Source organism: Pseudomonas sp. NPDC087639 (assembly GCF_044743385.1).
In the GTDB taxonomy this organism is placed as follows: domain Bacteria; phylum Pseudomonadota; class Gammaproteobacteria; order Pseudomonadales; family Pseudomonadaceae; genus Aquipseudomonas.
Window position 1 is genome coordinate 21,119 of the sequence record NZ_JBIUWI010000005.1, and the last position, 26,951, is coordinate 48,069.

Below are 26,951 nucleotides of genomic sequence, written 5' to 3' on the forward strand. Positions count from 1 at the left end.
CCCTCGTAACGGAAGACACCTCATGTTAGAACGCAACACACTGGTACCAGAATTAATGGTCACCCAATTGGAGGCCAGCCTGGCCTTTTGGGTGTCTTGTCTAGGATTCAATATTGCGTACCAACGCCTCGAAGAGGGCTTCGCTTACCTGGACCTCAATGGCGCTCAAGTCATGCTGGAACAGATTGATCCGCACGCCAATCAATGGCTGACCGCTGCGCTGGACAAACCTTTTGGCAGAGGCATCAACCTACAGATTGACGTAGAAGCTGTCGCGCCAGTCATTCGCAGACTTGAAGAGGCGGGTTTTGCACTTTACAGAGCCTGCCAGGACACCTGGTATCGGGCGGACAAGGTAGAAGTGGGTCAACGCGAATTCATCGTTCAGGACCCTGACGGTTATCTTGTAAGGTTGGTAGAGCGTTTGGGTGAGCGGCCAGTCAGTTCAATCTGATGGCTCGCCATTGCCTCCCACAATTCCACTAACCTCATCACACTCAAGGACACTAACCTTCATGGATGAAACCATCACTTACCGAGTCGCAACCGCCGCCGATGCACTGACCCTGTGCGAGCTGGGCCAATTGCTCAACGCGGTGCATAACGCTGCCCGCCCCGACATTTACGCCGCCGCCACCGAAGACTTTGCCCGCGACCTGCCGCACTGGTCAGGGGTGTTCGAGAACCCGGATCAGGTCGCCTTCATTGCGCACATCAGCGATCAGGCCGTAGCGTTCATTACGGCTACCCTGTCGTCTAGCAAACCGCCGCTGATGCAGCCGCAAAAAGTCGTTCGTATCGGATCGGTGTGTGTGGCCGAGCAGTTTTCTGGCAAAGGCATCGGTCGCGCATTGATTCAGCGCGTCAGAGACTGGGCGGTTGAACATGACGCACAGGATTTGCGGTTGACGGTCTGGCCGTTCAACGAACGCGCGGCGCGGATGTACGCGGAATTTGGTTTCGAGGAGCGCGCCGTCGAGATGGGCATGCGTCTGGCATGAAGCGCCAAACCCGACTGCGCACGTGACCTGGCGGGGCGATTGCCTGAGAATTCTAGCCATTGTCCCGATTCCCGCCTACCATGCGCACAATTCGTATTACGGCGGCTGAGATGCCGTGCAACCAGCTAACAATACCTAAGCTGTTTGCCTGAACCACTGCCCTCCCGCACGAAAAAATTGAGTGAAAAAAATGAACCGTCAGAAAAAACTGCAGCAGTTGTTCAAGGAAAAAGCCAAAAAGGCCAGCGCGAAACTCGCGCCGAAAAAGCCCAAATACATCAGCAAGGCTGATCGGGCCAAGCTGGAGGCTGAGGCGGCAACTTCGACCGGGAGCCCCGCGACCACTGATTAATCCGGACACTGCATCAGCGGGAGGCATTCAATGGATCTGAAGTTCAGTCACGTCGATGTGCTGGTCAACCATCTCGAGGACGCGTGTGCCTACTACGCGCAGATCCTCAAAGCCAATATCTCCAAAACCCAGACATGGCAACGCGGTGGCCTGCATGTGCGCTACGCCGTCGCGATGATCGGACAAGAGCGTTTCATGCTGGTGCAACCGCTGGAGGGCAATCTGAAGACGCTGCTCGATAGCGTCGGCGAAGGAATGATTTACCGTCACTGCTACACTACACCGGACATCGAGAAAGCTTATGAAGACCTGCTGATCGCCGGTGTTCAGCCTGAAGATGAAAATGGCAATCCATTGACACGCCAACACCTGCAATCCCCTTCCGGGACACGGATTATCTGGCTGCCGAAACGCTTCGGTCACTTCTCTATTGAAATTCTGGAAGAACAATCACTGGAAGCGTTCATTGAAACTGCGTTTGCTTGAGTGATGAACAACTCCCGGGATTGGGCGAGCGCCTCCGTCCTTTCTCAAAGCGTTTTACCTGCCAGCCACGCCCCCCAAAACAGACTGCTGAAAAACCGTATCGCCTCACCAAATCCAGCCTCGCACAACAGCGCCTGAACCGCCGCCTCCGAATGCGGCGGATCGGCCCCCTGAAGAATCTTGCCAAGCTTGGCCTGCACCTCATCCGCACTGGCACCCTGCTGCCGCCACCGCTGCCCCCATGCCGCCAGCAATAACGGTTGGCTGGCATAAGCGTAGTGGTTGCCCGCGACGATCAGCGGCGCACCTGGTTTCAGGCGAGCCTGAATCGATTGCAGGATTGCTCGTTTGGGTTCATCGCCATTCAGATGATGGAGCACGCCGATCAACGTCGCCGCGTCGAATGACTCATCAGCCGGCAAGTCATCGACATGCCCGAGATGCACATCCGTTCTGTGCAGCAAATCATTGGCCTGCAAATGCTGCGTCGCGGCCTCCAGCATTGGTTCGGAAGGATCAACCGCCGTGAAGCGCCACCTCGGCTCCAGTGCGGCCATCGCAATGATTTCCTGCGCCGTACCGCCAGCGCCGACGACCAGTATTTTGGCCGAGGGCGAGGCGCCGAGGCTGGCGGCCAACATGCACGCCGCCAGATCGTGGCAGGCGTCATAACCCGCCAGTGCGATGCGGCTTTGGCTGGCGTATTCGTTGGCGCGGGAGGTGTCGAATTTTTCAGCGGGGTTGGCAGCGGATGAGTTCACTGGGCGATTCTCCTTGTCTTTGCAGCAAGGTACGCCGTGGTGTGGGATAAGAAAAATTCAATGATTTCATGTGGTGCATTCCTGTCGGGAATGCAGATTTGGCGCGGTTGTTGGGCGTAATTCTGCGGTTCTCATCAGCGTTTCGGCCGGTGCGTTTAACAGCATTTGCGATGGCGTTTAAAAGACACCTCGCGTTACGCCATCAAGGCTACAACACCTTGCGTCGTTGCCTACGACTACGCCAGAATCCGCCGGCTTGTGCGCCTGGAGGGCCATCGGTAACTTGATTCCTGTCACTGATCCCCAGTGATCGGGTTTAGTAGCCCGTGGTAAATGAAAGTGCACAAGCGTCCCACAGACAGGTATTTGCATACCTGCACTTGTTGGCGGCTGTGCGTAGGGCGCCTTCGGGCGCGCCGGCTTTCTTCTTTTCCCCGGTCTACTAACCTGCGTACAGCTGCCACCCCCTGTTTAGTAGCTCGGAGTGGCGGCCCCAAAACAGGAAAAAGAAGAAATGTGCAAAGTAACGCCTAACCCACCGGAAACCGACCCGGCCTCCCCTTACGAATCACCCGATTCCAAGAAATTCCACGACGCGGCAGAACTTGCGCTCGACCATTACCTCAAACCTGCGGCAGCGATCAGTGCTGCGCCTTATAAACCCAGCACCATGTTTTCGGTTAATCCGGAGACTGACGTGGAGTCGTTGTTGGCTAACGCCTGCGAATCATTGGCCTCGGCGAGTGTCATGCTGGGTGATGTTGCCGGGCATGTGGATGGGTCGATTCGCAAGACGTTGCTGGGCATTGCACAGGTGGTGATGCTTGGGGAGTTGGCGGTGAATCGGGCTTTGGATAAGGTTGATGTAGTCGGGTAGTCGCGTTCATTCAGTGGCGACTGGTTTGCCTGTCGCCACTGTTCAAGTCCACCGCCGTTGGCATAAGCAAGTGACTGCTTTCGGCCAGAAGCGGTCAGTTGTGGCTCTCAGCTTTCGGCCAATAGTGGTTGGTGATGAACGGGAGCTATAAACCATCGGTGATTTCCTTGACGCAGGCCCGTGGCGTATCAATGTGATTTCCGAAATCGCCAGTTCATAAGATTTGTAGACACCCACTGAGACTCGATGTAGCTTTTTGCCATCCGTGATCATTGATCACAATGGGGTTCGACACAGAGGGAACTGAAGTGCTCATAAAATCTCTTCGCCTGACTAATTTCAAAAAATTCAGCTCTTACGAATTTCAATTCAACGATGACGTGAACGTCTTCGTCGGTGACAATAATGCGGGTAAGAGCACAGTCCTTGAAGCTTTAGAAATAGTACTCAACGCCAACCATCGCGGTCGCCCATTCAATAACGAATTCACTCCAGATCTGTTCAACGCCAAATCGGTAGAGCTATTTTTAGCGACCGACATGACACCGGAAAAAATGCCCGAGCTGGTTATTGAGGCGTTCATCGAAGGTATCCCTGAGTATAAAGGCACCAACAACAGTCTTGGGTTGGATGCACAGGGGATAATGATGCGCGCTCATTTCGACCCTGATTATGACGCCGTTTACCGTGACTACTTAGCCGGTAAAGCTCGTATCACCAGCATCCCAATTGAGTTTTACAAAGTCGAATGGCTGGACTTCGCTGGTGGAACCATCAAGCCCATGAACAAGCAATTCCGGGCTTTGTACATCGACCCAACGCGCATTCATCCAACCGTAGGTAAGAATCAGTACATTCTGAACGTCTTGAACACCGCTCTTGAGAAGGATCAGCTAAACAAGCTGACCTTGAATTACCGTGAAAACCTTCAGTCCTTCAACAGCTCCGATGAGGTAAAAGCAATCAATGCTGATCTAGACGCTGAAAACAAAATTACAGAAAAAACTCTTTCTATCGCGGCCAATACAATGCCTGCGGGAGCGATCCAGACGGGTCTCCAACTCGAAGTGGACGAAGTGCCATTCCAGTTGATTGGCAAGGGTGAACAAAGCAACGTACAAATCAAGCTGGCTATTCACAACAAGTCAAAAGACATCGATTTGGTGATGATGGAGGAGCCAGAGAATCACCTCTCCCATATGAGTCTAATCAAACTTGTCAATTACATTGAGGAGCAACGGGCGGACAAGCAGCTATTTATTACGACACATAGCTCATACGTGTTGAATAAGCTCAGCATCGACAAAATTTGCTTATTGCATAATGGCTATCAAAGACTCAACAAGCTTGCTCCTGACGTTGTTAAAACACTGAAGCGCCTTCCCGGATACGACACACTCCGAGTTGCTCTATCTCAGAAAGTTGTACTAGTTGAAGGTCCTTCTGATGAATTGATTTTAAAAAAAATTTACCGTGATTCGCATGGCAGGCTTCCAGAACAGGATGGCATAGACATCATCGTCGTACGCGGTGTAGGTTTCAAAACATTCATCGAGATAGGCAAAGAGATTGGAACGGCGATTAACGTTCTTCGTGACAACGATGGCGATTATAAGAAAAACATTGTTGAAGCACAGAAGGAGTACGCCGGACACTTAAATATTAAACTTATCTCGTCCAAGGATGATGATGAGTTCTCTCTCGAGCCGGCCATGATTGCTGCTAACGCTACCACTGAGCCAGAGTTAAACGCTTTCGCAAAAATTGCGCTCTCTAAGCAGACGCTGAACAAGTACGAACTCGAAGCCTCTCTAGCTGATAAACGAGCTTTTCTCGTCAAGTGGTTCAAAAGCGAACCAGGAAATGGTAAGGGCGCAAAAAAAGTCGATACTGCAATGCGCCTCTTTGACACTGACGAAGTTTTTAAATATCCGGACTTTTTGAAAGAGGTGCTTTATTTTGCCTAACGAACTCTGCTTGGCGGGTGCAGGGTCCGGAAAGACCCACAAGGTAATAACCGAATCAATTGCGGAAATCTTGCGCGGCGGTAAGGTTCTGGTTGTAACGTACACTACTAATAATCAAATCGAATTGCGCTCAAAATTTGTGAAGGAATATGGCAAAGCCAGCGAGAGGTTTGTGGTTAAGGGACTTTACTCCTTTTACCTTGAGGACATGATTCGTCCGTATCAGCGTGTAGTATTTCCCGACCGTATAGAAAGCTTTTTTTTCAACACCGACAATCCGCATTTGAATCAAAAAAACCGCAGACCTCTGCCTGGACGCGCTGAGAAGCTAGCAAATGGTAGGGTGAACCCGCTCTACTACCTGACATCCTGTAAAACCAAAGCTCATAGCGGACTGCTTGCGAAGCTTGCAACGCATATTGCCAAAGAGACCAAAAATTCTGCCTCTCTCAGACTGAAAGAAATTTACAGCAAGGTGTACTTCGACGAGGTCCAAGACCTCGTCGGATGGGATTATTCAGTCCTAACCTATTTAAACAAAGCGATGCCAGATTCGATATGCTGTGTCGGAGACTTCCGGCAGACGATTTATGACACGACCTTTGGCCAAAAGGCACCGCAGAGCGCCATAGATAAAATCAACGCTTTCACGGCAATGAATTTCGAACTCAGGCCTTTGTCGATGAATCGGCGCTGCATTCAATTAATTTGTGAAATCGCAGACCAAGTTCACCAATATGCATACGAAAAAACTGAATCGGCGGTTGGAAAGGTGCCGGATGAATTCAATCACCATCTAGGGGCGTTCGTAGTTAGGCAATCGGAGGTTCCGGATTATATTGCGACCTTCAGCCCTATGGTACTTCGCTCTAACGTGAGATCAGGAACAAAATATCTTCCGTATGAAGCTCATTGCTACAACTTCGGCGGTAGCAAAGGACTCGGTTTTAATAGGGTGCTTATCATACCCTCGGAAAGCCAGTTGGACTTTGTTTATGGTTTAGAAAACCCCTTCGGAGGCAAAGATTCAGAGGTCGCTCAAAACAAGCTTTATGTAGCTATAACCCGAGCGCGATACAGTATCGGCTTCGTAGTCGCAGATAAAAAAGCGGATAGACTCGCCTATCCTGTTTGGACAAAACCTGTGGCTTGATCAAAAAGTTTAATTGCCAAAAGCTATACTCCCAAGAGGTACACTGTATATGAGTTCCAGGGTTTGCTCCTCGTGTGTAATTGATACATACTTGAAAGATTTTGTTGATGAAATGGGTGACTCTGAGAGCGAATGCGATTTTTGCCAGCTTCGTTCTGCTACGCTTGAACTCGACGAGCTGGCTCCACTTTTCGAAAAAATGTTAGAGGATTACTACGAATGTAGTAGTCTAAGTATGGCAGTGATGGTTTATGACTACCCTCCAGATGGTGAAATAATTGATGATATATTCCAAAATTTCATCCTGCCTGAGCCAGCAAAAGAACTTGCGGAGTTAGTATCTGATGAGTGGTTCGACTGGAGCTCGCACGAGCACCGCTACGGTGAGGATCCGTATTTTATTAGAAACTCTAGCCTCCCTGTACAACTCAATCGTGAATGGATAGAGTTAGATCAGAGCCTTAAAAGTTCTGCTCGACTAGTCAACCCTTTCGTGGTGGGAACACTCGAGAAGATTTTTTCCCCGTTGTTTAATAGTGCAACAGCAGCGATTATCACTGCTGGGCCTCAACAAGTGATTAACACATTATTTAGAGCGCGCGTTTTTCAGTCTGCTCAGAGAATGGAGATAGAACTCAGCCACCCGGAGCGCGCGCTCGGCCCACCCCCAAGTAAATTAGCAGCAGCGGGCAGAATGAACGCGAAAGGAATTCCCGTCTTCTATGGTGCCACTCTCAAACACACTGCCATCTCTGAAGTGCGTCCACCTGTGGGAAGCTACGTCGCAACATGTTCGTTCACACTAACAAGAGATCTGAGACTTCTTGATCTAAAAGAGCTGTCAGAGCTTGAGCCGCCTCCAGGTCTCAGTCTGTTTGATCCCGCGACTCGAGAACTTGATGCTCGTTACCGATTTCTTAAGCTGTTGGAGGGAAAGTTAACTATGCCAATAATGCCAGAGGTTGCAGATGAAGGGTATTTGATCACGCAGGCCATAGCAGACTTTCTCGCCACTCACCCCAAGCTCAATATTGATGGACTGATTTTTTCATCTAGCCAGACAGACACTAATGGTCCGACAGGTCGTAATATAATATTGTTTACGAAGGCCGCTTCGGTCTATTTCTCTGCTGAAAGCGAGAAGGGTAGCTCACACTTTGAACTCTGGGAATTTGATGACGAATCGGACAGTTCTTGGATTAGCCCAAGCCTCCATGAATCGCTACCTCCCCAGGAAGACCTGATCCAACCTTTCCATAATTCACATCCCGCCCTTCGACTCAATCGCGAATCTCTTGCCGTTCATGAAGTAACGGGCATCAGTTACAGCACTGACGATCACAGCGTATATCTACGCAAATAGTTAATTCCAGCCAGTCAAATTGTAGATAAGCGGTTGGCTTGGGGTTTTTCAGTCTGCCGATATGACTGTATGCGATGACCGCTTTTGGCCGATTGTTGCCTGTCGCGAAGAGCAGAGAACGACCCTTTGCAGCCAGTCGTGACGGAGAAAACGACCCATTGCGGACTAAGCGGTGCTCAAGTGAGCATATGTGGCGAGGTGGCATTTACTAAATACCTGTTTTACCAAGCCTCGCCCATCCGCTTTTCATCAGGCTCCTGACTATGTTCCAGCCTTTTGAGTTGTACGTTCGCGCTCAAATAATCGAGAAAAACACGAACCCTTAACGGCATCTGCGTGCCTTGGCCGAGAAATACCGCATGGACGGGATCAATGTCTCCAGGGTTGAAGGCTTGCAGTATCGGAAGAAGTTTTCCTGATTCAATGTCCTCAACCACTTGGAACTCATCGAGACGAGCCAAGCCTACTCCTGCCAGCGCTAACTGGCGAAGAGCCTCACCGTCACTCGCCGTCACATTACTCACTGGCGAGACAATCCATTGCGAGCCATTCACGATGAAAGGCCAGCCTTTCAGTGTGCGTGTGTAACCGAAGTCCAAGCGGTTATGGCGGGTCAAGTCTTCTGGCACGGTCGGCAGACCATGGCGCTCTAGATACTGGGGAGCTGCGACGACGACCATCCGTGTTTCGCCCAGCTTTCTCGCCACCAGGCGCGAACTTTCCAGCGGGCCGTGACGGATCGCAACGTCGGTGCGCTCCTCAATCAGATTCACCACTTGATCCGTCAGTACGATATCCAGCTCTATACCTGTGTAGCGCGAGAGGAATTCGGGGATCAAGGGTAATAAAACTCCTCGGGCAAAAGGCACACTGGCACTGACCCTGAGAAGCCCCCGCGGATCGCCCTGTCCGGAGGTGCTGCGTTCAGCATCCTCCACATCCGCAAGAATTCTGACGCATTGTTCATAGAACGAATGACCTTCCGGCGTGGGCGTCAGTCGCCGCGTGGTTCTGTTCAGCAAGCGTGCCTGAAGGCGAGTCTCCAGGCGGGATAACAACTTGCTGACCGCCGAAGGTGTCATGCGGAAGTCCCGCGCCGCCAATGAAAAATTGCCGAGTTCAATCACTCGGACGAACACTTCCATCTCTGCCAGACGGTTGATATCCCAGCGTGCCATTGTGAATTTATGTCATATAAGCCATTCGTGATAACAGTCTATATCACAGATCATCTCGGAGGCATCATCTCTCTCAACCCCGTGCACAAGGTACGGAAGGAGAAATGAAATGAACAGAATTCGAAATAGGGATGCTGCATGAACCCTACACCAGCAAATCCAAAAGTCGCGCTTGTTGTCGGCGCGAACGGCATCATCGGCCATGCCGTGGCAGAGGAACTCAAGCGCGAAGGCTGGCGGGTCAGGGCGCTTGATCGCCGAACCGTCGTGGGCACCGAGACGATACTGGCGGATCTCACGGATGCCGAAGCAGTGGCCATCGCTGTGAATGCTGCCCGAGACACGACTCATGTTTTTTACGCGGCCTTCAGTCCCGATCCGGATCTGGCGGTGGAAGCAAGTCGCAATGCCAACATGCTGGCCAACGTGCTAGATGGACTTGAGCAGGCGAATTCCGCTCTTCAGCGAGTGGTCATCTATCAGGGCTTTAAAATTTACGGCTCTCACCTCGGCGCGAAGGTTCGCACGCCCGCACTGGAGAGTGATGCGGGGCATATGCCACCGAACCTGTACCTTGCACAGGAAGCCCAGCTTAGAAAGCGTGCCGAACACAGCCGCTGGGATTACGTGGCGCTGCGTCCCGATCTGGTGGTCGGGGATATCTACGGCAACACGATGAATATTGCGCTGGTCATCGGCGTCTTCACCGAGCTGTCCCGTGCGCTGGATATCCCGTTGCGATTTCCCGGCACCGATAAAGCCTACGGTCAATTGCTGCAATTCACCGATGCCGGGTTACTGGCACGGGCCAGCGTCTGGGCCGCACTCTGCGAGTCTGCTGGTGGAGAGGCTTTCAACATCGCCAACGGCGACATTTTCCGCTGGGAGCGTATGTGGCAAGACACGGCCAAAAATTTTGGGATGGAAACGGCGTCTCCGGTTCCATTGACGCTTGCACGCCACATGCCCGACAAGGCCGCGCTGTGGCGGGAAATCGCCGAATGCCACAATTTGATCCAGCCTGATCTGGGCAAGTTGGTCGGCTGGGGGTTTGGGGATTTCATCTTTCACACCGAGACGGACATCATCTCGGATACGAACAAAATCTACCGATACGGATTTACTGAAAGGGTCGACTCGAAAGCTTCGCTTTTCGATGCACTGGATAGCCTCAAGAAGCAGCGAGTGCTTCCGTAGAAAGATCAGTAGTCGTTTGGATTTGCCGCTGGTTTACGCGATCTCGCCAGCGGCAATGATGCGCTTGAGAAACGCAGCATAGACAAAGTCTCTACTGACCGCTATTAGCCGGTTTCTGCCCCTGGTGACAGGCGGCAATCGGCCAGAAACAGCCTCCCGTGATTGCCCGGCTTCGACCCATAGCGGGCAACCGAACGAAGACTTGGCCATCAGCTAATCTATTTCAATATTGACGACTCTGATAGCGATCGAATGGATGAACATGGGCGTTAGGGAAGATCTGGTCTGTTCAATGGTTTTGGTCACTATTGTTCTCGTTTACGCATCAAGTGCTGGCAACACGCTTTATTTGGGCTTTTGGTATCTCATGGGAGTGCCAGTGGTGATGTTGCTTCCGGGCTTGATGCTCCGTACGCGCGCCCTGTTTCTAACCGGAACGACAGCCGCCGCGCTTGTTACTCTATTGATCTACATGGCAATCGTATCCAGCTTGGGTCGCGAAGGTGGTCTCTTTGGGCTGGGGCATTTATTTTCCGTTCCAGGCATGTTCGTCGGTGCAAGTGTGGCGGCTTGGTTATTGAGATTTCGTGTAAATGCGAGCTTGCCTTGGATAGTTGCCGGTTTTGCGTTTCTTGGCTCCGGCCTCGGTTTCATGATTGCCCAAGTGATCGTTTGCAACACCGTCCTCTACTGCGGCGTACTGTCGTTTGGAGCATGGAGATGACGAAAATAGCGTCCGTTTTTTTGCCGAAAGTGTCTCCATCCCAACCCTGCTAATCTCCCCCCATGAAAACCGCCATCATCTCCGACACCCACGGCCTCCTGCGCCCCGAAGCCCTCGCCGCCCTCCAAGGCTGCGACCTCATCATCCATGCCGGTGACATCGGCAGTCCGGACATCCTTGCACAACTCGCCGACATCGCCCCTGTCCATGCCGTGCGCGGTAACAACGATTTGAGCCTGCCCTTCGCCGCCGACCTCCCTGACAAACTCAACTTCGAGCTGAGCGGCTGGAAAGCTCTGCTGGTTCACGATATCGCCGATGTCCCGGCCCATCTTGATAGCGACATCAGACTGGTGATCACCGGTCATTCGCACAAACCTGATATCCAGTGGCGCGGCGAGCGGCTTTATCTGAATCCGGGCAGTGCCGGCCGGCGGCGGTTCAAGTTACCGGTCACGTTGGCGTTGCTGGATGTCTGCGCTGATTCCCTCGCACCAAGACTAGTGCATCTGCTCGACCCTGGTGCCTGAGCGCTGTTTCGGGATACCTCTGCTATGTTTAAAGATCACCCAATCAATTCTTCCCCTGGTGCGAGTCTGCAGTCCACGCCATGATCAAGACACATCGCTCATGAACACCCAGCCTGTCTCGAAAACCCGCCCCAGCAACCCGGCCATTCAGCTGCTGTATGTGCTTTACAGCTTGACGTGTTACTCCATTTTTCTCTTCACAATCCTGTACTTGATCGGTTTTCTTGGAAGATGGTTGGTTCCAAAGCACATCGACTCCGGAGAACCTCAAGATGTCGTTTTCGCGATACTCGTCGATATTGCCCTCATCACTCTGTTCGGCCTACAGCACAGTGTGATGGCGAGAAAAGGCTTTAAAGACAGACTTGCCCACGTGATGCCCGCTGCCATTGAACGAGCCACTTACGTTCTCTTCAGTAGCCTCACCCTCTTGTTGCTTTTCTATTTGTGGCAACCGATTGCCGTGCCGGTGTGGAGTGCTGAATCGCCTCTGCTCAGGGTCGTGCTTTCAGGTCTGTTCTGGACAGGCTGGGGGCTCGCTCTGCTGGCAACTTTTCTGATCAGCCATTTCGAGTTGTTCGGTTTGAAACAGGCAATCAAAGCCTTTCGACAGACTCCGCCGGAAACGCCCTATTTCGTGACGCCATCGCTTTACAGAATTGTCAGACACCCGATGTATCTGGGGTTTCTGCTGGCATTCTGGGCGACGCCGGACATGACGGTTGGTCATCTTGTCTTTGCCTTGACGAGTACGGCGTACATTGTTGTTGGGGCACATCTTGAAGAAAAGGACCTGGTCAGAGCTTTCGGCGAGAGATATCTGGATTACCAACAGCGCGTTGGCATGTTGCTGCCTTTTCGTAAGAAATAACGTTCTGTAGAAGTCGAAAACGTTAACGTTCGCCAAGTGATTCGGAGTGCGGCAAGTACACCTGCGCGCGCCGCGCCTGAAACTTTTCCTCAACCCTCGCCCCGATCACCTAACCTCATAAACTGTGTGATCAATTCGGGTCTGCCCCTCCATGCGCAACACATTGAAGTCATTGTTTTTTGTCGCGCTCACGCTGCTCGCTCCGGGCGGTTCGTCGTTGTGGGCGGCGGATCTGCCGGCGCCTTCCATAAATGCCGCCGCCCCCGTCACAGTGATTTCCCAAAGTGATCTGCAAGCCCTGCAACTGCGCCTCGACGGGCTCAAGCAACAAATCTCGTCTGCCAACAATTACAACCAGCTCGAAGGGCCGCAGGATCGGGTGCAGGCGTTCATTCTGGATGTTGATCGGTTGTCGGCGTCGTTGTTGCCGCAGCAGGCGCAACTCGCGGTGCAATTGGGTGTGTTGGGGGCGGCGCCGGATACCGGGGTGGCGTCTGAGCAGGCGGATATCATTGCGCAGCGGGCATCGCTGGCAGAACAAAAGAACAAGGTTGATGCGACGCTGAAGAATCTGGCGGCGTTGAAGCAGAGCGCGGCGGATCTGATCACGCAGATTGCGGGGATCCGGCGCACGTTGCTGGAGAGTGAGCTGACGCTGCGCACCAACAGTGTGTTGAGTCCGGATTTCTGGGCGCCACTGGTCAAACCCCGGCCCGATGATCGGCAGCGTTTGAGTTTTTTTGTAGATCGGGTGGGTGATACGTGGGCCAGGGTCTGGGCGCCGGGGCAGCGTTTTTATACCAGTGTGCTGGTGTTGTTGGCGTTGGTGATCTGGACGTTCGGACGCAGGCTGGCCGAGCGTGGGCTGACGTGGGTGTGCATCCATCGCATGCCGGAGGGGCGTGTGCGCCGCAGTGCATTGGCGTTCGCTTCGGCGTTGGCGACCATTGTCACCACGGGCATTGCCCTGCAACTGCTGTTCTACGCCCTCACCCGCCACGCACCTTTGCCGCCGGTGCTGGATACGTTTTCCGAGGAGTTCGAAAAGGTCGTGTACGCCTGCGTGTTGATCACCGGGCTGAGCCGCGCGCTGCTCTCGACCAAACATCCGTCGTGGCGGCTGCCGGCGATTGCCGATCCGGTAGCGCTGGCACTGAAGCCTTACCCGCGCATTCTTTCCGGCACGTTGCTGGTGCTGGTGACATTGGTGCAGGTCAGCAACGCCACCGGTATGAGCAGCCAGATTGTGCTCGCCGGGCGGGGCGTGATCGCGGTTGCTGTAATGGTGATCATCGTGGCAATGCTGTTGCGGGTCAGCAAAGTGCGCAAGGCAATGATTGCTGCCAACGACACATCGGCGGCAGGCAACGTGTTCGCCGGGGTGATTTACACCGTCGCCAGTGTTTCGATGTTTGTCTCGATGGCTGCGCTGCTCATCGGTTATGTGTCGCTGGCCCGTTTCATTACTTATGAAGTGGTCTGGGCGTACATCGTACTGTCGGGGTTTTACTTGCTGATCCAATTCATCAAGGACGGCTGCGAATATGTGTTTTCGCCCAAACATTCGAGCGGAAAGGCGCTCAAACAGTTGCTGGGGATTGGTGATCGGCGGCTGGATCAGATCTCGATTCTATTGTCCGGGTTCAGCCGCGCCGGGCTATTGCTGCTGGCGGTGATTGCGCTGTTTGTCGGCGGCATCGGCACCACGCTCGGGCAACTACTAAGCAACATCATGGCCATTCTCGGCGGCGCCGGGTTGCGCAAGCTGAACATCGTCCCCGGGCATCTGCTCAATGCGGTACTGGCGTTGTTGATCGGCATCTACCTGATTCGCGCCCTGCGCCGCTGGCTGGACAACGAGTTCCTGCCCAAGACTGATATGGACCCGGGCATGTGCGCGTCGTTGAGCACGCTGTTTTCCAATATCGGTTATGCGCTGGTGATCCTGTTGACGCTGTCGTCGCTGGGGGTGCAGTGGACCAACCTGGCGTGGATCGTCAGTGCGCTGTCGGTGGGGATCGGTTTTGGTTTGCAGGAGATCGTGAAGAACTTCGTTTCGGGTCTGATTCTGCTGACCGAGCGTCCGGTGAAGGTCGGCGATTTGATCAGTATCAGTGGCGTCGAGGGTGATATCCGCCGGATCAACGTGCGAGCTACGGAGATACAGCTCAGCGACCGCTCGATCGTGATCGTGCCCAACTCGCAATTGATCTCGCAGAACTTGCGCAACGTTACGCTAGGGGGGAGCGCCCAGGGCGTGGCATCGCTTGAATTGGTATTCCCGCTGGATATCGATCCTGAGGAGGTGAAGGAGCTGTTGCTCAACACTTATCGAGAGAACGAAAGCATCCTCGATAAACCGGCGTCGTTTGTGCGTTTCAGCAAGCTGTCGCAGGACGGGATTACGTTGACGATTACCGGTTATGTAGGCAGCCCGAGGATTGTCGGGGTGACCAAGAGTGATTTGTTGTTCGAGATTCTCAAGCGGCTGGGGGCGGCGGGAATTGAGTTGGCGAAGCCGCCGGCGAGTGCCTGAAGCGGCTTTTATGTCTCGATACATCTGCGGCGTCAACGAACGACCCGGCTCGGCGCATCGATGAGGTCTACCTTGCCTCCGGCAAGCCATCCTTCGTGTATCGAACACTATTGATCCTCTAGACCAATGCCGCCGTCACGCTGTCGAGGATAAGTTTGAGATCGGCAGGCTCATAGCCCTGTGCCTCGTGCTGCGCTTTAGGTTTTCCCGCAGCCGCCATCCGTGTGGTCTGGGAGACCTGAATGCGTTGATACAATTTGTTTGTGTTGCTGCCTCCGGTCCATTTCGTAGTTCGTTCGATCTGTTCGTTGCCGGTGTTTTCGATGAACCTGACACGCATACCCAACAATGCTGCGGCATCCATCGCACCACTGCGCATCCCCAAATGCACCAGTTTACAGCCCCAGCCACGGGCCATTCTCAGGAAAATCGCATACTCGGCAGCACGGTTAGGGCCAATGATTTTGCCGTTGAAGGTTTCCTCGTTTTCGTTTTTCCAATACTCGCCCCAGATCTGCATGCCATTGCGCGATACGGCTGGCGGACCCGCGATGTCCAGTTGATCCATACTGGCGTTCAATTTTTCTGGCAGGCTGTCGTGCCCTTTGGGCTTGCCCACCACAATGATATTTTTTCCGGCTTTGAGCAGACCGCGACAGACTTGGGCAAGACCCATCCAGGTATCGTCCAGTTCTGGGTGAGCGCCACCGTCCTGCCCACTGAATCGCGTCCAGACGATGACGTACTTCGCGCTTCGCACGATCCCTTTGCGCCCCAGGAATTTATCGACACGGTAGGCCCAGTAGGAATTGCTGGCCGGGTCAACGTCTGTCCAACCGGACACATTGCCTTTGCCGTCACCTGCCATGACTGAGGCGGCGACATGGGTCGTCGCGCCGCCTACCGGGTTCAGCGTCGCTCCGCTGATCCTGGGTATGAGGCCCAAAAAATCAAGTCCGGCCATGGCAGGGTTGGCTGTCTTGTTCAAACGCGCATCCACGACATCTGAAGCGACTTTACAGGCCGCCTTGGAATCGGCCACTTTCACGGGCAGCAAGCGGTCGCGGGTCAAGCCGCAAGATACCCCGTAGAACGAGATCAGACTTTTGGCACTGCCTGTCTCCTGAGGATTGTCGCTGTAGAACAGGATCAACCGCGACGTCGGTTTGCTCTTCAGAGCAGCCCCCACCGCGAACTGGTCGCCCCCCATGTAGGCCGCCTGATAGTAAAAAGTAACGTAGTGACCGGCAAATGCCACGGGGTCGTTGTCCGCTGCAGCTGTCATCAGCTCTCCGCCCAAAGCCTTTGCCGTATCGCGTAGCGCGTTGTACTTGACCTTGTCCGGCTCTCGCGCCTGCTTGGCTGCCGCCCTTTCCCTCTCACGCTGTTGTGCCACGTGCGTATCCACATCTGACAGGCACTGGCTGATGGTGCGCTGGACGGTTGGCGTACTCTGCAAGGGGTTGGCATTGGCCGCATCCCACACCATCGCCACCGCAGTATCGGGCGCATCCAGCGCGGCCTTCGCCGCGTCGACCGTGGCAAAGCGGATGCAGCCCGTAAACGTGATGAACTTCTGTACCGTGTCTTTGTGATTCCCCAACTGCACACGGTATTGGGCCATCAGGTGATAGGGCGTGATGACTGTATTGCCAATCTGGAATGCCATGACGCGTCCTTGCCTTGAGAGCGCACACGAACATCAACGCTATTGCGCACGTTTCAGATAGCCTTCCCTGCCTCCATCGGCATAGAAAGCCAAACAAATCGAGTGAATTCTAGTACCGGTATGCATAGCGTCAAGAAAGGGTCAGGGTGATCGCATCGAGCGTGGTACCACCAGCAGATTTCAGGTGAACGTTGACAGAAAGCTCGTCCGCACGCGCAAACGCATGCTGCTTGCCCATCAAAACGACAAACTGCCAGGGTGGACAGTCATTTGCACTTGGCCAATACCACCTGACAGGTATTCGGCGTGCCCCCCGATCGCCCGGCGTAGCGCATGCAATTGGTCATGGATTTTTGCCGAGCCATGTTCAGGCTGGAACCCCAGGCGAGACCGCCCTCCCCAACCGTCGGCAGCGCCTTGGCATAGCAGCTGTCGCCGACGCCTGATGGCGGATAGTGTTTTCGGTTTGAGCAGCCGCCGCTCAGCGCCAGGCTGAGGGCGATCAGGATGGACAAGGGCCACAGCGAGCATCGGCGTCTGAGTATTCCCCTCATCGCGTTTCTCCTGCCGCAATCGGGTCGTGACGTATTGAGTCTAGTCGGTATGCGCAGCGGCCTCTCACTGCTCCGTCGCCTGACGATACTCCCGGGGCGTAAACCCGGTCGAAGCCTTGAACTGCCGGGTAAACGCACTGTGATCGGTGTAACCGCATTGCAGCGCAACGTCGGTGATCGGTAAATCGGTATGCAGCAGACGATGCGCATGTTCCAGCCGCACCTTCTGGATCATCTGCCGTGGCGTCAGGTGGAACACCCGTTTGCAGTAGCGTTCCAGTTGCGCCACGGAAATACCGGCAATGCGCGTCAGTTCGCCCAATGTGACGCGGCGGTTGAAGTGCGTGCGGATGTGTTCGTCGACAGCGGCCAGCCGCTCAAACGCCGGGTGAGTTTCGCTGGCTGATTGCAGATCTACGGAGATGCCCGCCAACCCGATGATCTGCCCCTCGCGGTTGTACAGCGGTTGTTTATGAGTCAGGCACCAACCCGGTTCGCGACTGCCGTACAGATGCAGCTCCAGCTGATCCTCCAGCACAAAGCCCTCTTCCAGCACTTTGCGATCCTGTTCGGTGTAGCCCGGCCCCAATTGCGCGGGGAACACCTGCACGCTGGTTTTGCCGAGCAACGGACGCAAGTCCTTCAAACCACAGCGCTGCACCAGTGTGCGGTTAGCGAGGACGTAACGGGCCTGAACATCCTTGATGAATATCGCTGCGTTGGGGATCACATCGAGCATCGGCAACAACAGCGCGGCACCGGCCAATAGCTCGTCCAGGGTTTGCGGGCGGCTCTGAGACAGCATCGAAAACGCGCTCTTCATTGAAGATCCCTCCCTGTTCGTGGATATGCCAAATGCCCGTGCTGCGGCAGTCGCGAGCAGATTGCAGCATCGTTCAAGTCGTGTCGAGGGCCGCGTTTCATTGGCGCAACTGTGCCGATTTCGTCATCGATCCCGCTGAAAAACATCAATCACCGCCCTGTCGATGAGTTCAAAGTTTGCCCGTCCCAGTGACACAACTGCCAGCACCGTGAACACACGCCCTGCCGGCGCCTACTGAAATCACTCAACGGCGCACGTCCATGAAACGAGTACACGTCATCGATTCCCACACCGGCGGTGAACCCACGCGCCTGGTGATGAACGGTTTCCCCGAACTGCCCGGCGGCACCATGGCCGAAAAACGCGATGCCCTGCGCACTCAGCATGATCCATGGCGCCGCGCCTGCCTGCTGGAACCGCGCGGCAACGATGTGTTGGTCGGTGCGCTGTACTGCGAGCCGGTATCGGCGGACGCCACGTGTGGGGTGATTTTCTTCAACAATGCAGGGTATCTCGGTATGTGCGGCCACGGCACCATCGGCCTGATCAATTCGTTGCACTACCTGGGACTGATCGCGCCGGGCGAGCACAAGATCGACACGCCCGTCGGCGCGGTCACCGCGACATTGCATGAAGACAGCAGCGTGACCCTGGGTAACGTGCCGTCCTGGCGTTATCGCAAACAGGTGCCGGTGGAAGTGCCGGGTTACGGCCGTGTGTCCGGCGATATCGCTTATGGCGGCAACTGGTTTTTCCTCGTCTCCGAGCATGGGCAAACGCTGAGCATGGACAACGTTGAACACCTCACCGCGTACACCTGGGCGATGCTCAAGGCTCTCGAAGATCAAGGCATCTATGGCGAGGACGGTGCCGTGATCGACCACATCGAGCTGTTCGCTGACGACGCCAATGCCGACAGCCGCAACTTCGTCATGTGCCCCGGCAAAGCCTATGACCGCTCACCCTGCGGTACCGGCACCAGCGCCAAACTCGCCTGCCTGGCCGCCGACGACAAGCTGCGACCCGGCGAGCGCTGGGTGCAGGCGAGCATCACGGGCAGCCAGTTCGAGGGCCGCTTCGAATGGGCAGGCGAACGCATTCGCCCGTACATCACTGGCCGCGCCTACATGACCGCCGACAGCACGTTGCTGATCGACGAAGAAGACCCGTTCGCGTGGGGTATCTGAGCTGCTGCGCTGACTTTTCAACCCAATCCGAATGATGTGCCAAGGAGTTAAAACAATGAGCGACAACGTCTTCACTGGTTGCATGCCGGCCCTGATGACCCCGTGCACCGCCCAGCGCAAACCGGACTTCGACGCATTGGTGGCCAAGGGTCGCGAGCTGATCGATATCGGCATGAGCGCGGTGGTGTATTGCGGTTCCATGGGCGACTGGCCGCTGCTCACCGAGGCCGAGCGTCAGGAAGGCGTGGCGCGGCTAGTCGCGGCGGGCATTCCAACCATCGTCGGCACCGGGGCTGTGAATAGCCGCGAAGCGGTGTCCCATGCCGCCCACGCCGCAAAAGTCGGCGCGCAGGGTTTGATGGTAATTCCACGCGTGCTGTCCCGGGGTGCTTCGGCCGCCGCGCAGAAGGCTCACTTCGCTGCAATTCTCAAAGCAGCTCCCGGGCTGCCGGCGGTTATCTACAACAGCCCTTACTACGGCTTCGCCACCCGCGCCGATCTGTTCTTCGACCTGCGTCGCGAGCACCCGAACCTGATCGGCTTCAAGGAGTTCGGCGGCGGTGCCGACTTGCGCTACGCGGCGGAAAACATCACCTCCAAAGATGATGGCGTGACACTGATGGTCGGCGTCGACACCCAAGTGGTGCACGGCTTCGTCAACTGCAACGCCACCGGAGCCATTACCGGTATCGGCAACGCCCTGCCTCGCGAAGTGCTGCAACTGGTGGCGCTGAGCAAGCAAGCGGCCCAGGGTGACGCCAAAGCCCGACGTCAGGCGCAGGAGCTGGAATCGGCGCTGGCGGTGTTGTCGTCCTTCGACGAGGGCTGCGACCTGGTGCTGTATTACAAACACCTGATGGTGCTCAACGGTGACAAGGAATACTCCCTGCACTTCAACGAAACCGATGCGTTGAGTGACTCGCAGCGTCGTTACGCGGAGAACCAATACGCGCTGTTCCGTCACTGGTACGAGAACTGGTCGGCAGAGCAGAACTTCGCCTGATCTGGAAAGACTTTGAGGTAGCCCGCGCGTTGCTGCCAACGCTGGAGCGCAAGGCCGGTCGCCTGTTCGATGGGCAAAGGGAAAACTGAAAAATGTCGAATAATCCCGTGCACGACATCGCCGTGGTCGGCGCCGGCATCATCGGCGTCGCTTGCGCCCTGCGTCTGGCTCGCCAAGGCTTGCGAGTAATCGTCATCGATCAACAGGAACCCGGCCACGGCGCCTCGTTCGGCAATGCCGGGCACTTGGCGACCGAGCAGGTATTTCCGATTGCCGATGTGTCGATTCTCAAGCGCTTGCCGGCCATGCTGATGGACCCGATGGGCCCGCTGCGACTGGACTGGAAATACCTGCCTCGTGCGCTGCCCTGGTTCACGCGGCTGCTGCTGAATCTGCGCTTGGAACCTTTCCGCCAAACCGTCGCGGGATTGCGCGCGCTGAATGAAAGCAGCCTCGATGCCTGGCATCGTTTACTCGCGGATATCCAGCGCCCCGAACTGCTGAAAGTCGACGGTTCATTGCTGGTATTCGAACGCGCCGAATCGCGTCAGACCATCGAAACGCTGCAGGCTCGCTTGCGTCAGCAGCAAGTGCCTGTCGATTTCTGGCAGGCCGGCGCTGTACAGGAAACCGCGCCGCAACTTAGCGAACAGATTCAGGGCGGCCTGTTCTTTCCGAGCACCGGGCATTTCATCGATCCGTATCGCGTGGTGTGCGAGCTGGTCGAGGCCGCAAAGGCCAGCAGCGTGAGCTTTGTGAGGGAACAGGTTCAGGGCGGGTATATGCAGACCAACGGTGTTTCCCTGATCACCAAAACCGGCGGTCTGACCGCGAGCCGCGTATTGATCGCCTGCGGTGCGCACTCGGCAAAACTCACCGCCGCGCTCACGGGCAAGAAAGTGCCGCTGGACACAGAACGCGGTTATCACCTGATGCTGCCCGACGAACACAACCGCCTGCCCTTCCCTGTCACCTCGCTGGAACGCAAGTTCATCATGACGCCAATGTCCGATGGCTTGAGATTGGCGGGCACCGTCGAGTTCGCCGGGCTGGAGCGGCCACCGAGCATGGAGCGTGCGTGGCAATTGCATCGGTTGAGCAAGGGTTTGTTTCGCAAGGATCTGAGTGCTGAGGCGGCGACCCCGTGGATGGGCTTTCGGCCGTCGTTGCCGGATTCGCTGCCAGTGATTGATCAGGTGTGCGGGGGCAAAGTGCTGCTTGCTTTTGGGCATCAGCATCTGGGGCTGACGCAGGCGGCGGTGACGGCGGAGATGGTTGTGGGGATGGCCTCTGCGACAGCGCTGAACCCATCGATCGGTTTGCCGAGTATCGAGCCTTACGCGCTTTCTCGCTTCTGATAAAAAAGCCTGCTCTCAGCGCAGGCTTTCGATGGGGTACGTCGGGATCAGGCGTCGTAAAACGCCTCAACCGCCACCCGACTCCCCACAAAGAAACTATCCGCCACCAACCGCAACGGCTGCAGATCCAGATCACTGGCCTTGTCGTCAATCAACTGCTGGAAATGTCGATACACCGCCGCGTACTCGCCCTCCTCCGACACGGCTTGGCGCACGCCGTCGATACTCAACACCGCGCCTCCGTTATCCAGGCGCAGCACACCCTCGGCGCAGCGAATCTCGATGCTCCAGAGTTCGTCATGACCATGGTCGAAATCGAACTCGGCGCGCACATCGAGGTGGCGCGCGTCAGACATTTTGATCGACGCGGCAATCGGCGACTGGCAGTTGCTCGGCACGCGCAATTCGGCCGATTCGACGAACAACGGCAGCGCCAGCAAGTGGGTCGCGATCGACAAGGCATTGATGCCCGGATCGAAAACGCCCAGGCCGCCCGGTTGCCAGATCCAGGTCTGGCCGGGATGCCACTTGCGCACGTCTTCCTTCCAGTCAATCTGTACGCTTTGCAGGGTGCGAGTGGCAAGCCAGTCGCGGGCGGCTGCAATGCCCGGCGCATAGCGTGAATGCCAGGCAAACAACGCGCTGACGCCTTGCTGTTCAGCCAGAGTCACCAACGCCATCGCTTCACCCAACGTGGCGCAGGGCGGTTTTTCCACCAACACATGCTTACCAGCTGCCAGTGCCTGTTGCACCAGAGCGAAGCGACCTTGCGGTGGCGTGCAGAACGCAATCGCATCAACCGGCGGACCGTTTTCGAGCAACTCGCTCAACGACTGAAAATTCTCTACACCGTCGCAGGGCTTGCCTTGCGTGGCGACAGACACCAACTGGAATCCGGGATTGGCGAGGATCGCCGGGACGTGTTGATCCTGCGCAATTTTGCCGTAGCCCACCAGGCCGAGACGGATCGGTTGCATCAATGACTCCTGCTTTTGTTTGTTTTAGTCAGCGAAGCGGCAGATTACCTGCAAACTTCGGCGGAAGTCGCGTAGCTATTAGTCGTGTGCTCTTGTCGCCGGAATTTGACACGCAACGCGTTGCTCGACAAAGTCGCACCCCTTTTGCGGCCGCAGACGCCGCAGGTTTGTGCTGAACAGGGGTTGCCGTTGAACGAACAGACATTGTCCACGCGCCTGGAGCGTGTGGCGGCGCATGTGCCAGCCGGGGCGCGACTGGCCGATATCGGCTCGGATCACGGCTATCTGCCGGTGGCGTTGATGCGCCGTGGTCTCATAGAAGCAGCGGTGGCTGGTGAGGTGGCGTTGACGCCGTTTCATGCAGCCGAACGTACCGTGCGCGAAAACGACCTGCACCACCGAATCACGGTTCGCCTGGCCAATGGTCTGGCAGCTATCAAACCGGAAGACGGGGTCACCGCCATCACTGTTTGCGGCATGGGCGGCGAGACCATTCGGGACATCCTCGACAGCGGCAAAGCGCACTTGAGCGGCGAAGAACGCCTGATCCTGCAACCCAACGGCGGCGAGCAGCCACTGCGCCAATGGCTGATGAATAACCGCTACCGCATCCTCAGCGAAGAAGTGCTGCGAGAGAACCGTTTCGACTACGAAATCATCGTTGCCGAGCGTGCAGCGTCAGTGACGTATACCGACCAGGAGCTGTACTTCGGCCCGTTACAGATGCAGGCACGCAGTCCGGCGTTTCTGACCAAGTGGCAACGCAAGCTGCGCCAGAAGCAGAAGACCCTGAGCCACTTCTCCCGGGCCCGGCAGGCGTTGCCCGAGGCGAAAGTGCAAGAGGTCGCGCGACAGGCACAGTGGATCGAGCAGATGTTGGCGCCGGCCTCGCTGTAGCTCCGGGTGGTGCCGCAATCGGGGCCATCACGCCGTTTACATTTGATACACCGCATCACAAATGATGTACCTAAAGCCCCATTTATCAATCTCCAGCAACTTCTTAAAGTTCTCTCCAACAGCAGCCCATCATCCCGACAGGCCTGCGACTGGAGATATTCAAATGCCTTTCATCAGCGTGCGTATCACCCGTGACGGCGTCACCCGGGACCAGAAAGCCCAGGTGATCAAGGAAATCACGGAAACGATGGAACGGGTTCTGAACAAGGACCCGAAACTCACCCACATCGTGATCGAGGAAGTTGATACCGATAACTGGGGTTATGCCGGTATGACGACCACGGAGTACCGCAAACAGTTGTCGGACTCGCAGTCATGAGCCGCACCGTAAAAATCGACTTTGTCTCGGATGTTGTCTGCCCTTGGTGTGCACTGGGTGCTACGGCACTTGAGCAAGCGATCGTGAACCTGGCCGGTGAGGTCGAGGTTGAGCTGACTTACAAACCGTTCGAGCTGAATCCGGACATGCCGGCGGAAGGTGAGAACGCCATCGCCCACATGATCCGCAAGTACGGCCGCACAGCTCAGCAAGTGGCCGAGCGCAACGCAATGATCATTGAACGCGGCGCGCAGATCGGTTTTCGCTTTGACCTGGAAAAACGCAGTCATTTTTACAACACGTTCGATGCCCATCGCTTGTTGTTTTGGGCATCGACACAGGGGCTCCAACGCGAACTGAAGAAAGTCCTGTTACGGGCTTACTTCACGGACGGAAAGAACCCGAATGACCGTGACACGCTGGTGGCGCTGGCTGGCGAAGTTGGCCTTGATACCGAACGTGCGCAGGCAGTGCTGACATCCGATGAGTTGAGTCGCGAAGTCCGTGAACTTGAAGCGTTTTACCAGCAGCGCGGCATCAACTCGGTTCCGGCGATGGTTCTGAATGATCGGCAACTCATGTCCGGATCGCAATCGGTCGCCGAATACGAGCAAGCGCTACGTCAGGCAGCGCAGGCCGCGGCTCACGTCTGACAGTTGAAAATTTGTTTACTTAATTAACTTCGATTCAATGAGGATTCATCATGAACACGTCCAATAAAGTTGTAGTGATTACTGGCGCATCCCAAGGCATTGGCGCAGGTCTGGTAAAGGGTTTTCGTGATCGCGGCTATCAGGTGGTCGCCACTTCCCGCTCGATCAAACCGTCTACAGACCCGGATATTCTTACCGTCGCTGGCGACATTGCTGACCCTGAAACCGCCGAGCGCGTTATCCGCGAAGCCGTTGCACGCTTCGGCCGTATCGATACGCTGGTCAACAATGCCGGTATCTTCGTGGCGAAACCGTTCACCGAGTACAGCAAAGCAGATTACGCTCAGGTCGTGGCCACCAACATGAGCGGCTTCTTCCACATCTCCCAACTGGCCATTGCCGAGATGGAGAAGCACAGCAGCGGACACATCGTCAGCGTCACCACCAGCCTGGTGGATCATGCGATTGACGGCGTACCGTCGGTGCTGGCCTCGCTGACCAAGGGTGGCATCAACGCTGCGACCAAATCGCTGGCCATCGAGTATGCCAAGCGCGGCATTCGGGTCAACGCCGTGTCACCAGGCATCATCAAGACCCCGATGCATGGTGTCGAGACTCACGAAGCGCTGGGCAACCTGCACCCGGTTGGCCACATGGGCGAGATTGATGACATCGTTCAAGCGATCCTTTATCTGGACACCGCGAACTTCGTGACCGGCGAAATCCTTCACGTCGACGGGGGCCAGAGTGCAGGTCATTGATCCAGACGTTTTGTTTACGACATGAAAAAGCACCGCCGGCCTATACCGGCGGTGCCTTTTCATGTGGTACACACCCGAATGAAATGTCCCTTGATTCTCGGTGTAATCGATTATGAAGCGCCACTTTGATGACTTGCAGTTGGGCAGTATCGAGCTCTTTTGCCTCGCCGCCGAGGCCGGTAGCTTCACGGCTGCCGCCCAACTGGCCGGGGTAACACCGGCAGCGGTGAGCCGGTCGATTCTGCGCATGGAGCAGAGGCTGGGTTCGCGCCTGTTTACCCGAACGACGCGCAGCATTCGATTGACCGAAGCGGGAAGAAAGTTTTTCGAGCAATGCAGTCAGGCGCTGACGCAATTGGTTGAAGCCCAGCAAGAAGTCATGGGCGCGCAGACGACACCTTCGGGGCAGTTACGCATCAGTGTGCCGACCACGTACGGGCATCACCGCATTCTGCCGCTGTTGCCAAAGTTTCGCGCGCTCTATCCCGAAGTCTCCGTGGATATTCACTTGGGCAATCGCAACATCGACTTCGTCGCGGAAGGTTACGATCTGGCGATCCGGGTTCGGGCGCAACCGGACTCGACCATGATCGCGCGCTTGCTCGAAGACGCGAAGCTGGTGGTGGTCGCCTCGCCCGACTATCTGCACAAGGCCGGCATGCCGAAAACCCTGGAAGACCTGGATCAGCACGAGTGCATCCAGTTTGAGTTGCCCAGCAGCGGGCGAAAAATTTCGTGGCTGTTTCTGGAGGATGGCACGGATCGTGAGGTGTACTCCGACGGAGGCTACTCCTGTTCTGACGATGTGCTCGGCGGTGTGACGCTGGCCAGAAACGGCGCGGGACTGTTCCAGACCTACAAGTTCATTGTCGAACAGGAACTGGCAGACGGCCGTCTCGTCGAGGTTCTTCAACCCTATAAGGGTCGTTCCCGGCCATACACCTTGCTGTACCCGCACGGTCGCTACGTTCCCCAACGCGTGCGGGCGTTCGTGGATTTCCTGCTGCAATATCGCGATGAATGGGCGGTGATTTAACCGTGAACGCCGCGTTAAACACCCAGCAGCTGCTTGGTCGTCGCCATCGAGGTGTTCAGCGACTGCCCCGTGCGCTGCAGTTTGTTTAACAGGCTGGCGCCCAACCACAGTTGATACAGGGTTTCCGCCAAGTGCCGGGCGTCTCCCGCAGGCAGGCTTTTTTCAGCCTGGCCCTGCTCGATGCACTGGGTAATGCGGGCCACCACCCGTTCGGCGCCATCTCGCAATGTGAGGCGCATGGACTCGGACAAGTCGGCCACTTCGGCACTGAGCTTGACCACCAGACATTCGTCGCCATGCCCTTCGAGAGTGCAACGGTTCTGCCAGCCCTGCCAGTAATCCATCAGCCGCTCATAGGCGTTCAGCCCTGGCAGAGTCAGGCGCTGCTCCATGTCGGCGAGGTAACAGACAAAGTAATCCTCAAGCAAGGCCTGTCCGTAGAGTTCCTTGGATTTGAAGTAGTGATAGAACGAGCCTTTGGGCACACCTGCTGTTTGCAGGATCTCGTTCAGGCCAACACTGGTGAAGCCCTTTTCGGCCATCATCCGGTGACCCGTGTCGAGCAAGTGTTGGCGAGTATCGTCGTAGGTCGCTTTCATGGGGCGCTAAATACCAAACAATAGACCAGTCGTATATTTCGAAGAAATGCGAGTTTGCC

General features: G+C 55.7%; 28 protein-coding genes. 21 read left to right on the forward strand and 7 right to left on the reverse strand.

What is annotated here, in order from left to right; all coding sequences use genetic code 11:
* Positions 1 to 22: 22 nt before the first annotated feature.
* The 4 genes from ACIOVB_RS04245 (at position 23) to ACIOVB_RS04260 (ending at position 1,839) form a co-directional block, all read left to right on the forward strand.
* A complete protein-coding gene (locus ACIOVB_RS04245; protein WP_401265137.1) occupies positions 23 to 454 on the forward strand; it encodes a bleomycin resistance protein in 432 nt (143 codons plus the stop codon).
* Positions 455 to 515: 61 nt separating this feature from the next.
* Positions 516 to 1,001 carry a GNAT family N-acetyltransferase gene (locus tag ACIOVB_RS04250; protein ID WP_401265139.1) on the forward strand — a complete coding sequence of 162 codons (486 nt, stop codon included), beginning with the start codon at positions 516 to 518 and terminating at the stop codon, positions 999 to 1,001.
* Positions 1,002 to 1,191: 190 nt separating this feature from the next.
* Positions 1,192 to 1,353: a DUF2986 domain-containing protein gene (locus ACIOVB_RS04255; RefSeq protein WP_401265141.1), complete on the forward strand. Its 162-nt coding sequence runs from the start codon at positions 1,192 to 1,194 to the stop codon at positions 1,351 to 1,353.
* Between the two features lie 30 nt (positions 1,354 to 1,383).
* Complete coding sequence (locus ACIOVB_RS04260; protein WP_401265143.1) at positions 1,384 to 1,839, forward strand: VOC family protein; 456 nt, start codon at positions 1,384 to 1,386, stop codon at positions 1,837 to 1,839.
* A 44-nt stretch (positions 1,840 to 1,883) separates the two neighbouring features.
* On the opposite strand, the gene ACIOVB_RS04265 is transcribed toward ACIOVB_RS04260, so the two are convergent.
* Positions 1,884 to 2,600, reverse strand: coding sequence for a class I SAM-dependent methyltransferase (locus ACIOVB_RS04265; protein WP_401265144.1), 717 nt, complete (start codon positions 2,598 to 2,600; stop codon positions 1,884 to 1,886).
* A gap of 514 nt (positions 2,601 to 3,114) precedes the next feature.
* Here ACIOVB_RS04265 and ACIOVB_RS04270 point away from each other — a divergent pair.
* The 4 genes from ACIOVB_RS04270 (at position 3,115) to ACIOVB_RS04285 (ending at position 7,960) form a co-directional block, all read left to right on the forward strand.
* A complete protein-coding gene (locus ACIOVB_RS04270; protein ID WP_401265146.1) occupies positions 3,115 to 3,477 on the forward strand; it encodes a DUF6124 family protein in 363 nt (120 codons plus the stop codon).
* A gap of 308 nt (positions 3,478 to 3,785) precedes the next feature.
* Entirely contained in the window at positions 3,786 to 5,444 is a 1,659-nt protein-coding gene (locus ACIOVB_RS04275) for an ATP-dependent nuclease (protein WP_401265148.1), read from the forward strand.
* The gene (locus tag ACIOVB_RS04280) at positions 5,437 to 6,597 is read left to right on the forward strand and encodes a UvrD-helicase domain-containing protein (RefSeq protein ID WP_401265150.1); all 1,161 of its coding nucleotides are present in this window, start codon (positions 5,437 to 5,439) and stop codon (positions 6,595 to 6,597) included. Before ACIOVB_RS04275 ends, ACIOVB_RS04280 begins: the two co-directional genes overlap by 8 nt.
* Positions 6,598 to 6,688: 91 nt before the next feature.
* Positions 6,689 to 7,960 carry an RES family NAD+ phosphorylase gene (locus ACIOVB_RS04285; protein ID WP_401265152.1) on the forward strand — a complete coding sequence of 424 codons (1,272 nt, stop codon included), beginning with the start codon at positions 6,689 to 6,691 and terminating at the stop codon, positions 7,958 to 7,960.
* 221 nt (positions 7,961 to 8,181) lie between these two features.
* Here the strand turns inward: ACIOVB_RS04285 and ACIOVB_RS04290 are convergent, their stop codons facing one another.
* The gene (locus ACIOVB_RS04290) at positions 8,182 to 9,138 is read right to left on the reverse strand and encodes a LysR family transcriptional regulator (protein WP_401265154.1); all 957 of its coding nucleotides are present in this window, start codon (positions 9,136 to 9,138) and stop codon (positions 8,182 to 8,184) included.
* A gap of 138 nt (positions 9,139 to 9,276) precedes the next feature.
* Between ACIOVB_RS04290 and ACIOVB_RS04295 the strand changes: the two genes are divergently transcribed.
* The 5 genes from ACIOVB_RS04295 (at position 9,277) to ACIOVB_RS04315 (ending at position 14,996) form a co-directional block, all read left to right on the forward strand.
* Positions 9,277 to 10,335 (forward strand): SDR family oxidoreductase, encoded by a 1,059-nt coding sequence (locus ACIOVB_RS04295; protein WP_401265156.1) that lies wholly within the window; start codon positions 9,277 to 9,279, stop codon positions 10,333 to 10,335.
* A gap of 256 nt (positions 10,336 to 10,591) precedes the next feature.
* A complete protein-coding gene (locus ACIOVB_RS04300; RefSeq protein WP_401265158.1) occupies positions 10,592 to 11,059 on the forward strand; it encodes a hypothetical protein in 468 nt (155 codons plus the stop codon).
* A 62-nt stretch (positions 11,060 to 11,121) separates the two neighbouring features.
* Positions 11,122 to 11,589, forward strand: a complete 468-nt coding sequence (locus ACIOVB_RS04305; RefSeq protein ID WP_401265161.1) for a metallophosphoesterase family protein — start codon at positions 11,122 to 11,124, stop codon at positions 11,587 to 11,589.
* Positions 11,590 to 11,689: 100 nt separating this feature from the next.
* On the forward strand, positions 11,690 to 12,460 hold the full coding sequence (gene mddA, locus ACIOVB_RS04310; protein WP_401265162.1) for a methanethiol S-methyltransferase: 771 nt from the start codon (positions 11,690 to 11,692) through the stop codon (positions 12,458 to 12,460).
* Between the two features lie 151 nt (positions 12,461 to 12,611).
* On the forward strand, positions 12,612 to 14,996 hold the full coding sequence (locus tag ACIOVB_RS04315; RefSeq protein ID WP_401265164.1) for a DUF3772 domain-containing protein: 2,385 nt from the start codon (positions 12,612 to 12,614) through the stop codon (positions 14,994 to 14,996).
* A 118-nt stretch (positions 14,997 to 15,114) separates the two neighbouring features.
* Here ACIOVB_RS04315 and ACIOVB_RS04320 read toward each other — a convergent pair whose 3' ends face one another.
* From ACIOVB_RS04320 to ACIOVB_RS04330, 3 genes are all read right to left on the reverse strand, one after another.
* Positions 15,115 to 16,665: a hypothetical protein gene (locus ACIOVB_RS04320; RefSeq protein WP_401265167.1), complete on the reverse strand. Its 1,551-nt coding sequence runs from the start codon at positions 16,663 to 16,665 to the stop codon at positions 15,115 to 15,117.
* Between the two features lie 266 nt (positions 16,666 to 16,931).
* Positions 16,932 to 17,219 carry a hypothetical protein gene (locus ACIOVB_RS04325; RefSeq protein ID WP_262410331.1) on the reverse strand — a complete coding sequence of 96 codons (288 nt, stop codon included), beginning with the start codon at positions 17,217 to 17,219 and terminating at the stop codon, positions 16,932 to 16,934.
* Between the two features lie 64 nt (positions 17,220 to 17,283).
* Positions 17,284 to 18,042: an AraC family transcriptional regulator gene (locus tag ACIOVB_RS04330; RefSeq protein WP_187678708.1), complete on the reverse strand. Its 759-nt coding sequence runs from the start codon at positions 18,040 to 18,042 to the stop codon at positions 17,284 to 17,286.
* Positions 18,043 to 18,302: 260 nt separating this feature from the next.
* Between ACIOVB_RS04330 and ACIOVB_RS04335 the strand changes: the two genes are divergently transcribed.
* The 3 genes from ACIOVB_RS04335 to ACIOVB_RS04345 all read left to right on the forward strand — a co-directional run bounded on the left by ACIOVB_RS04335 (position 18,303) and on the right by ACIOVB_RS04345 (position 21,590).
* Positions 18,303 to 19,229, forward strand: coding sequence for a 4-hydroxyproline epimerase (locus tag ACIOVB_RS04335; protein WP_187678709.1), 927 nt, complete (start codon positions 18,303 to 18,305; stop codon positions 19,227 to 19,229).
* Between the two features lie 55 nt (positions 19,230 to 19,284).
* Complete coding sequence (locus tag ACIOVB_RS04340; RefSeq protein WP_401265170.1) at positions 19,285 to 20,232, forward strand: dihydrodipicolinate synthase family protein; 948 nt, start codon at positions 19,285 to 19,287, stop codon at positions 20,230 to 20,232.
* A 92-nt stretch (positions 20,233 to 20,324) separates the two neighbouring features.
* Positions 20,325 to 21,590: an NAD(P)/FAD-dependent oxidoreductase gene (locus tag ACIOVB_RS04345; protein ID WP_401265172.1), complete on the forward strand. Its 1,266-nt coding sequence runs from the start codon at positions 20,325 to 20,327 to the stop codon at positions 21,588 to 21,590.
* A gap of 47 nt (positions 21,591 to 21,637) precedes the next feature.
* Here ACIOVB_RS04345 and ACIOVB_RS04350 read toward each other — a convergent pair whose 3' ends face one another.
* A complete protein-coding gene (locus ACIOVB_RS04350; RefSeq protein ID WP_401265174.1) occupies positions 21,638 to 22,567 on the reverse strand; it encodes a Gfo/Idh/MocA family protein in 930 nt (309 codons plus the stop codon).
* 189 nt (positions 22,568 to 22,756) lie between these two features.
* Between ACIOVB_RS04350 and ACIOVB_RS04355 the strand changes: the two genes are divergently transcribed.
* The 5 genes from ACIOVB_RS04355 (at position 22,757) to ACIOVB_RS04375 (ending at position 26,293) form a co-directional block, all read left to right on the forward strand.
* Complete coding sequence (locus ACIOVB_RS04355) at positions 22,757 to 23,464, forward strand: tRNA (adenine(22)-N(1))-methyltransferase (protein ID WP_401265177.1); 708 nt, start codon at positions 22,757 to 22,759, stop codon at positions 23,462 to 23,464.
* A 163-nt stretch (positions 23,465 to 23,627) separates the two neighbouring features.
* A complete protein-coding gene (locus tag ACIOVB_RS04360; protein WP_401265178.1) occupies positions 23,628 to 23,843 on the forward strand; it encodes a 4-oxalocrotonate tautomerase family protein in 216 nt (71 codons plus the stop codon).
* Positions 23,840 to 24,496 carry a DsbA family oxidoreductase gene (locus ACIOVB_RS04365; RefSeq protein WP_401265180.1) on the forward strand — a complete coding sequence of 219 codons (657 nt, stop codon included), beginning with the start codon at positions 23,840 to 23,842 and terminating at the stop codon, positions 24,494 to 24,496. Before ACIOVB_RS04360 ends, ACIOVB_RS04365 begins: the two co-directional genes overlap by 4 nt.
* A 50-nt stretch (positions 24,497 to 24,546) precedes the next feature.
* Entirely contained in the window at positions 24,547 to 25,257 is a 711-nt protein-coding gene (locus ACIOVB_RS04370; protein WP_401265182.1) for an SDR family NAD(P)-dependent oxidoreductase, read from the forward strand.
* Positions 25,258 to 25,369: 112 nt separating this feature from the next.
* Positions 25,370 to 26,293, forward strand: coding sequence for a LysR family transcriptional regulator (locus ACIOVB_RS04375; protein ID WP_187678718.1), 924 nt, complete (start codon positions 25,370 to 25,372; stop codon positions 26,291 to 26,293).
* Between the two features lie 14 nt (positions 26,294 to 26,307).
* Here the strand turns inward: ACIOVB_RS04375 and ACIOVB_RS04380 are convergent, their stop codons facing one another.
* Positions 26,308 to 26,892, reverse strand: a complete 585-nt coding sequence (locus tag ACIOVB_RS04380) for a TetR/AcrR family transcriptional regulator (protein ID WP_187678719.1) — start codon at positions 26,890 to 26,892, stop codon at positions 26,308 to 26,310.
* Positions 26,893 to 26,951: the final 59 nt, after the last annotated feature.

Excerpts from the sequence above, each read along its gene's own strand:
- ACIOVB_RS04365 (WP_401265180.1), top strand. The coding sequence starts at position 23,840 with ATGAGCCGCACCGTAAAAATCGACTTTGTCTCGGATGTTGTCTGCCCT.
- ACIOVB_RS04375 (WP_187678718.1), top strand. The coding sequence starts at position 25,370 with ATGAAGCGCCACTTTGATGACTTGCAGTTGGGCAGTATCGAGCTCTTT.
- ACIOVB_RS04250 (WP_401265139.1), top strand. The coding sequence starts at position 516 with ATGGATGAAACCATCACTTACCGAGTCGCAACCGCCGCCGATGCACTG.
- ACIOVB_RS04295 (WP_401265156.1), top strand. The coding sequence starts at position 9,277 with ATGAACCCTACACCAGCAAATCCAAAAGTCGCGCTTGTTGTCGGCGCG.
- ACIOVB_RS04320 (WP_401265167.1), bottom strand. The coding sequence starts at position 16,665 with ATGGCATTCCAGATTGGCAATACAGTCATCACGCCCTATCACCTGATG.
- ACIOVB_RS04340 (WP_401265170.1), top strand. The coding sequence starts at position 19,285 with ATGAGCGACAACGTCTTCACTGGTTGCATGCCGGCCCTGATGACCCCG.
- ACIOVB_RS04270 (WP_401265146.1), top strand. The coding sequence starts at position 3,115 with ATGTGCAAAGTAACGCCTAACCCACCGGAAACCGACCCGGCCTCCCCT.
- ACIOVB_RS04370 (WP_401265182.1), top strand. The coding sequence starts at position 24,547 with ATGAACACGTCCAATAAAGTTGTAGTGATTACTGGCGCATCCCAAGGC.
- ACIOVB_RS04350 (WP_401265174.1), bottom strand. The coding sequence starts at position 22,567 with ATGCAACCGATCCGTCTCGGCCTGGTGGGCTACGGCAAAATTGCGCAG.
- ACIOVB_RS04330 (WP_187678708.1), bottom strand. The coding sequence starts at position 18,042 with ATGAAGAGCGCGTTTTCGATGCTGTCTCAGAGCCGCCCGCAAACCCTG.
- ACIOVB_RS04300 (WP_401265158.1), top strand. The coding sequence starts at position 10,592 with ATGAACATGGGCGTTAGGGAAGATCTGGTCTGTTCAATGGTTTTGGTC.
- ACIOVB_RS04315 (WP_401265164.1), top strand. The coding sequence starts at position 12,612 with ATGCGCAACACATTGAAGTCATTGTTTTTTGTCGCGCTCACGCTGCTC.
- ACIOVB_RS04305 (WP_401265161.1), top strand. The coding sequence starts at position 11,122 with ATGAAAACCGCCATCATCTCCGACACCCACGGCCTCCTGCGCCCCGAA.
- ACIOVB_RS04290 (WP_401265154.1), bottom strand. The coding sequence starts at position 9,138 with ATGGCACGCTGGGATATCAACCGTCTGGCAGAGATGGAAGTGTTCGTC.
- ACIOVB_RS04335 (WP_187678709.1), top strand. The coding sequence starts at position 18,303 with ATGAAACGAGTACACGTCATCGATTCCCACACCGGCGGTGAACCCACG.
- ACIOVB_RS04345 (WP_401265172.1), top strand. The coding sequence starts at position 20,325 with ATGTCGAATAATCCCGTGCACGACATCGCCGTGGTCGGCGCCGGCATC.
- ACIOVB_RS04380 (WP_187678719.1), bottom strand. The coding sequence starts at position 26,892 with ATGAAAGCGACCTACGACGATACTCGCCAACACTTGCTCGACACGGGT.
- ACIOVB_RS04245 (WP_401265137.1), top strand. The coding sequence starts at position 23 with ATGTTAGAACGCAACACACTGGTACCAGAATTAATGGTCACCCAATTG.
- mddA (WP_401265162.1), top strand. The coding sequence starts at position 11,690 with ATGAACACCCAGCCTGTCTCGAAAACCCGCCCCAGCAACCCGGCCATT.
- ACIOVB_RS04260 (WP_401265143.1), top strand. The coding sequence starts at position 1,384 with ATGGATCTGAAGTTCAGTCACGTCGATGTGCTGGTCAACCATCTCGAG.
- ACIOVB_RS04360 (WP_401265178.1), top strand. The coding sequence starts at position 23,628 with ATGCCTTTCATCAGCGTGCGTATCACCCGTGACGGCGTCACCCGGGAC.
- ACIOVB_RS04325 (WP_262410331.1), bottom strand. The coding sequence starts at position 17,219 with ATGAGGGGAATACTCAGACGCCGATGCTCGCTGTGGCCCTTGTCCATC.
- ACIOVB_RS04255 (WP_401265141.1), top strand. The coding sequence starts at position 1,192 with ATGAACCGTCAGAAAAAACTGCAGCAGTTGTTCAAGGAAAAAGCCAAA.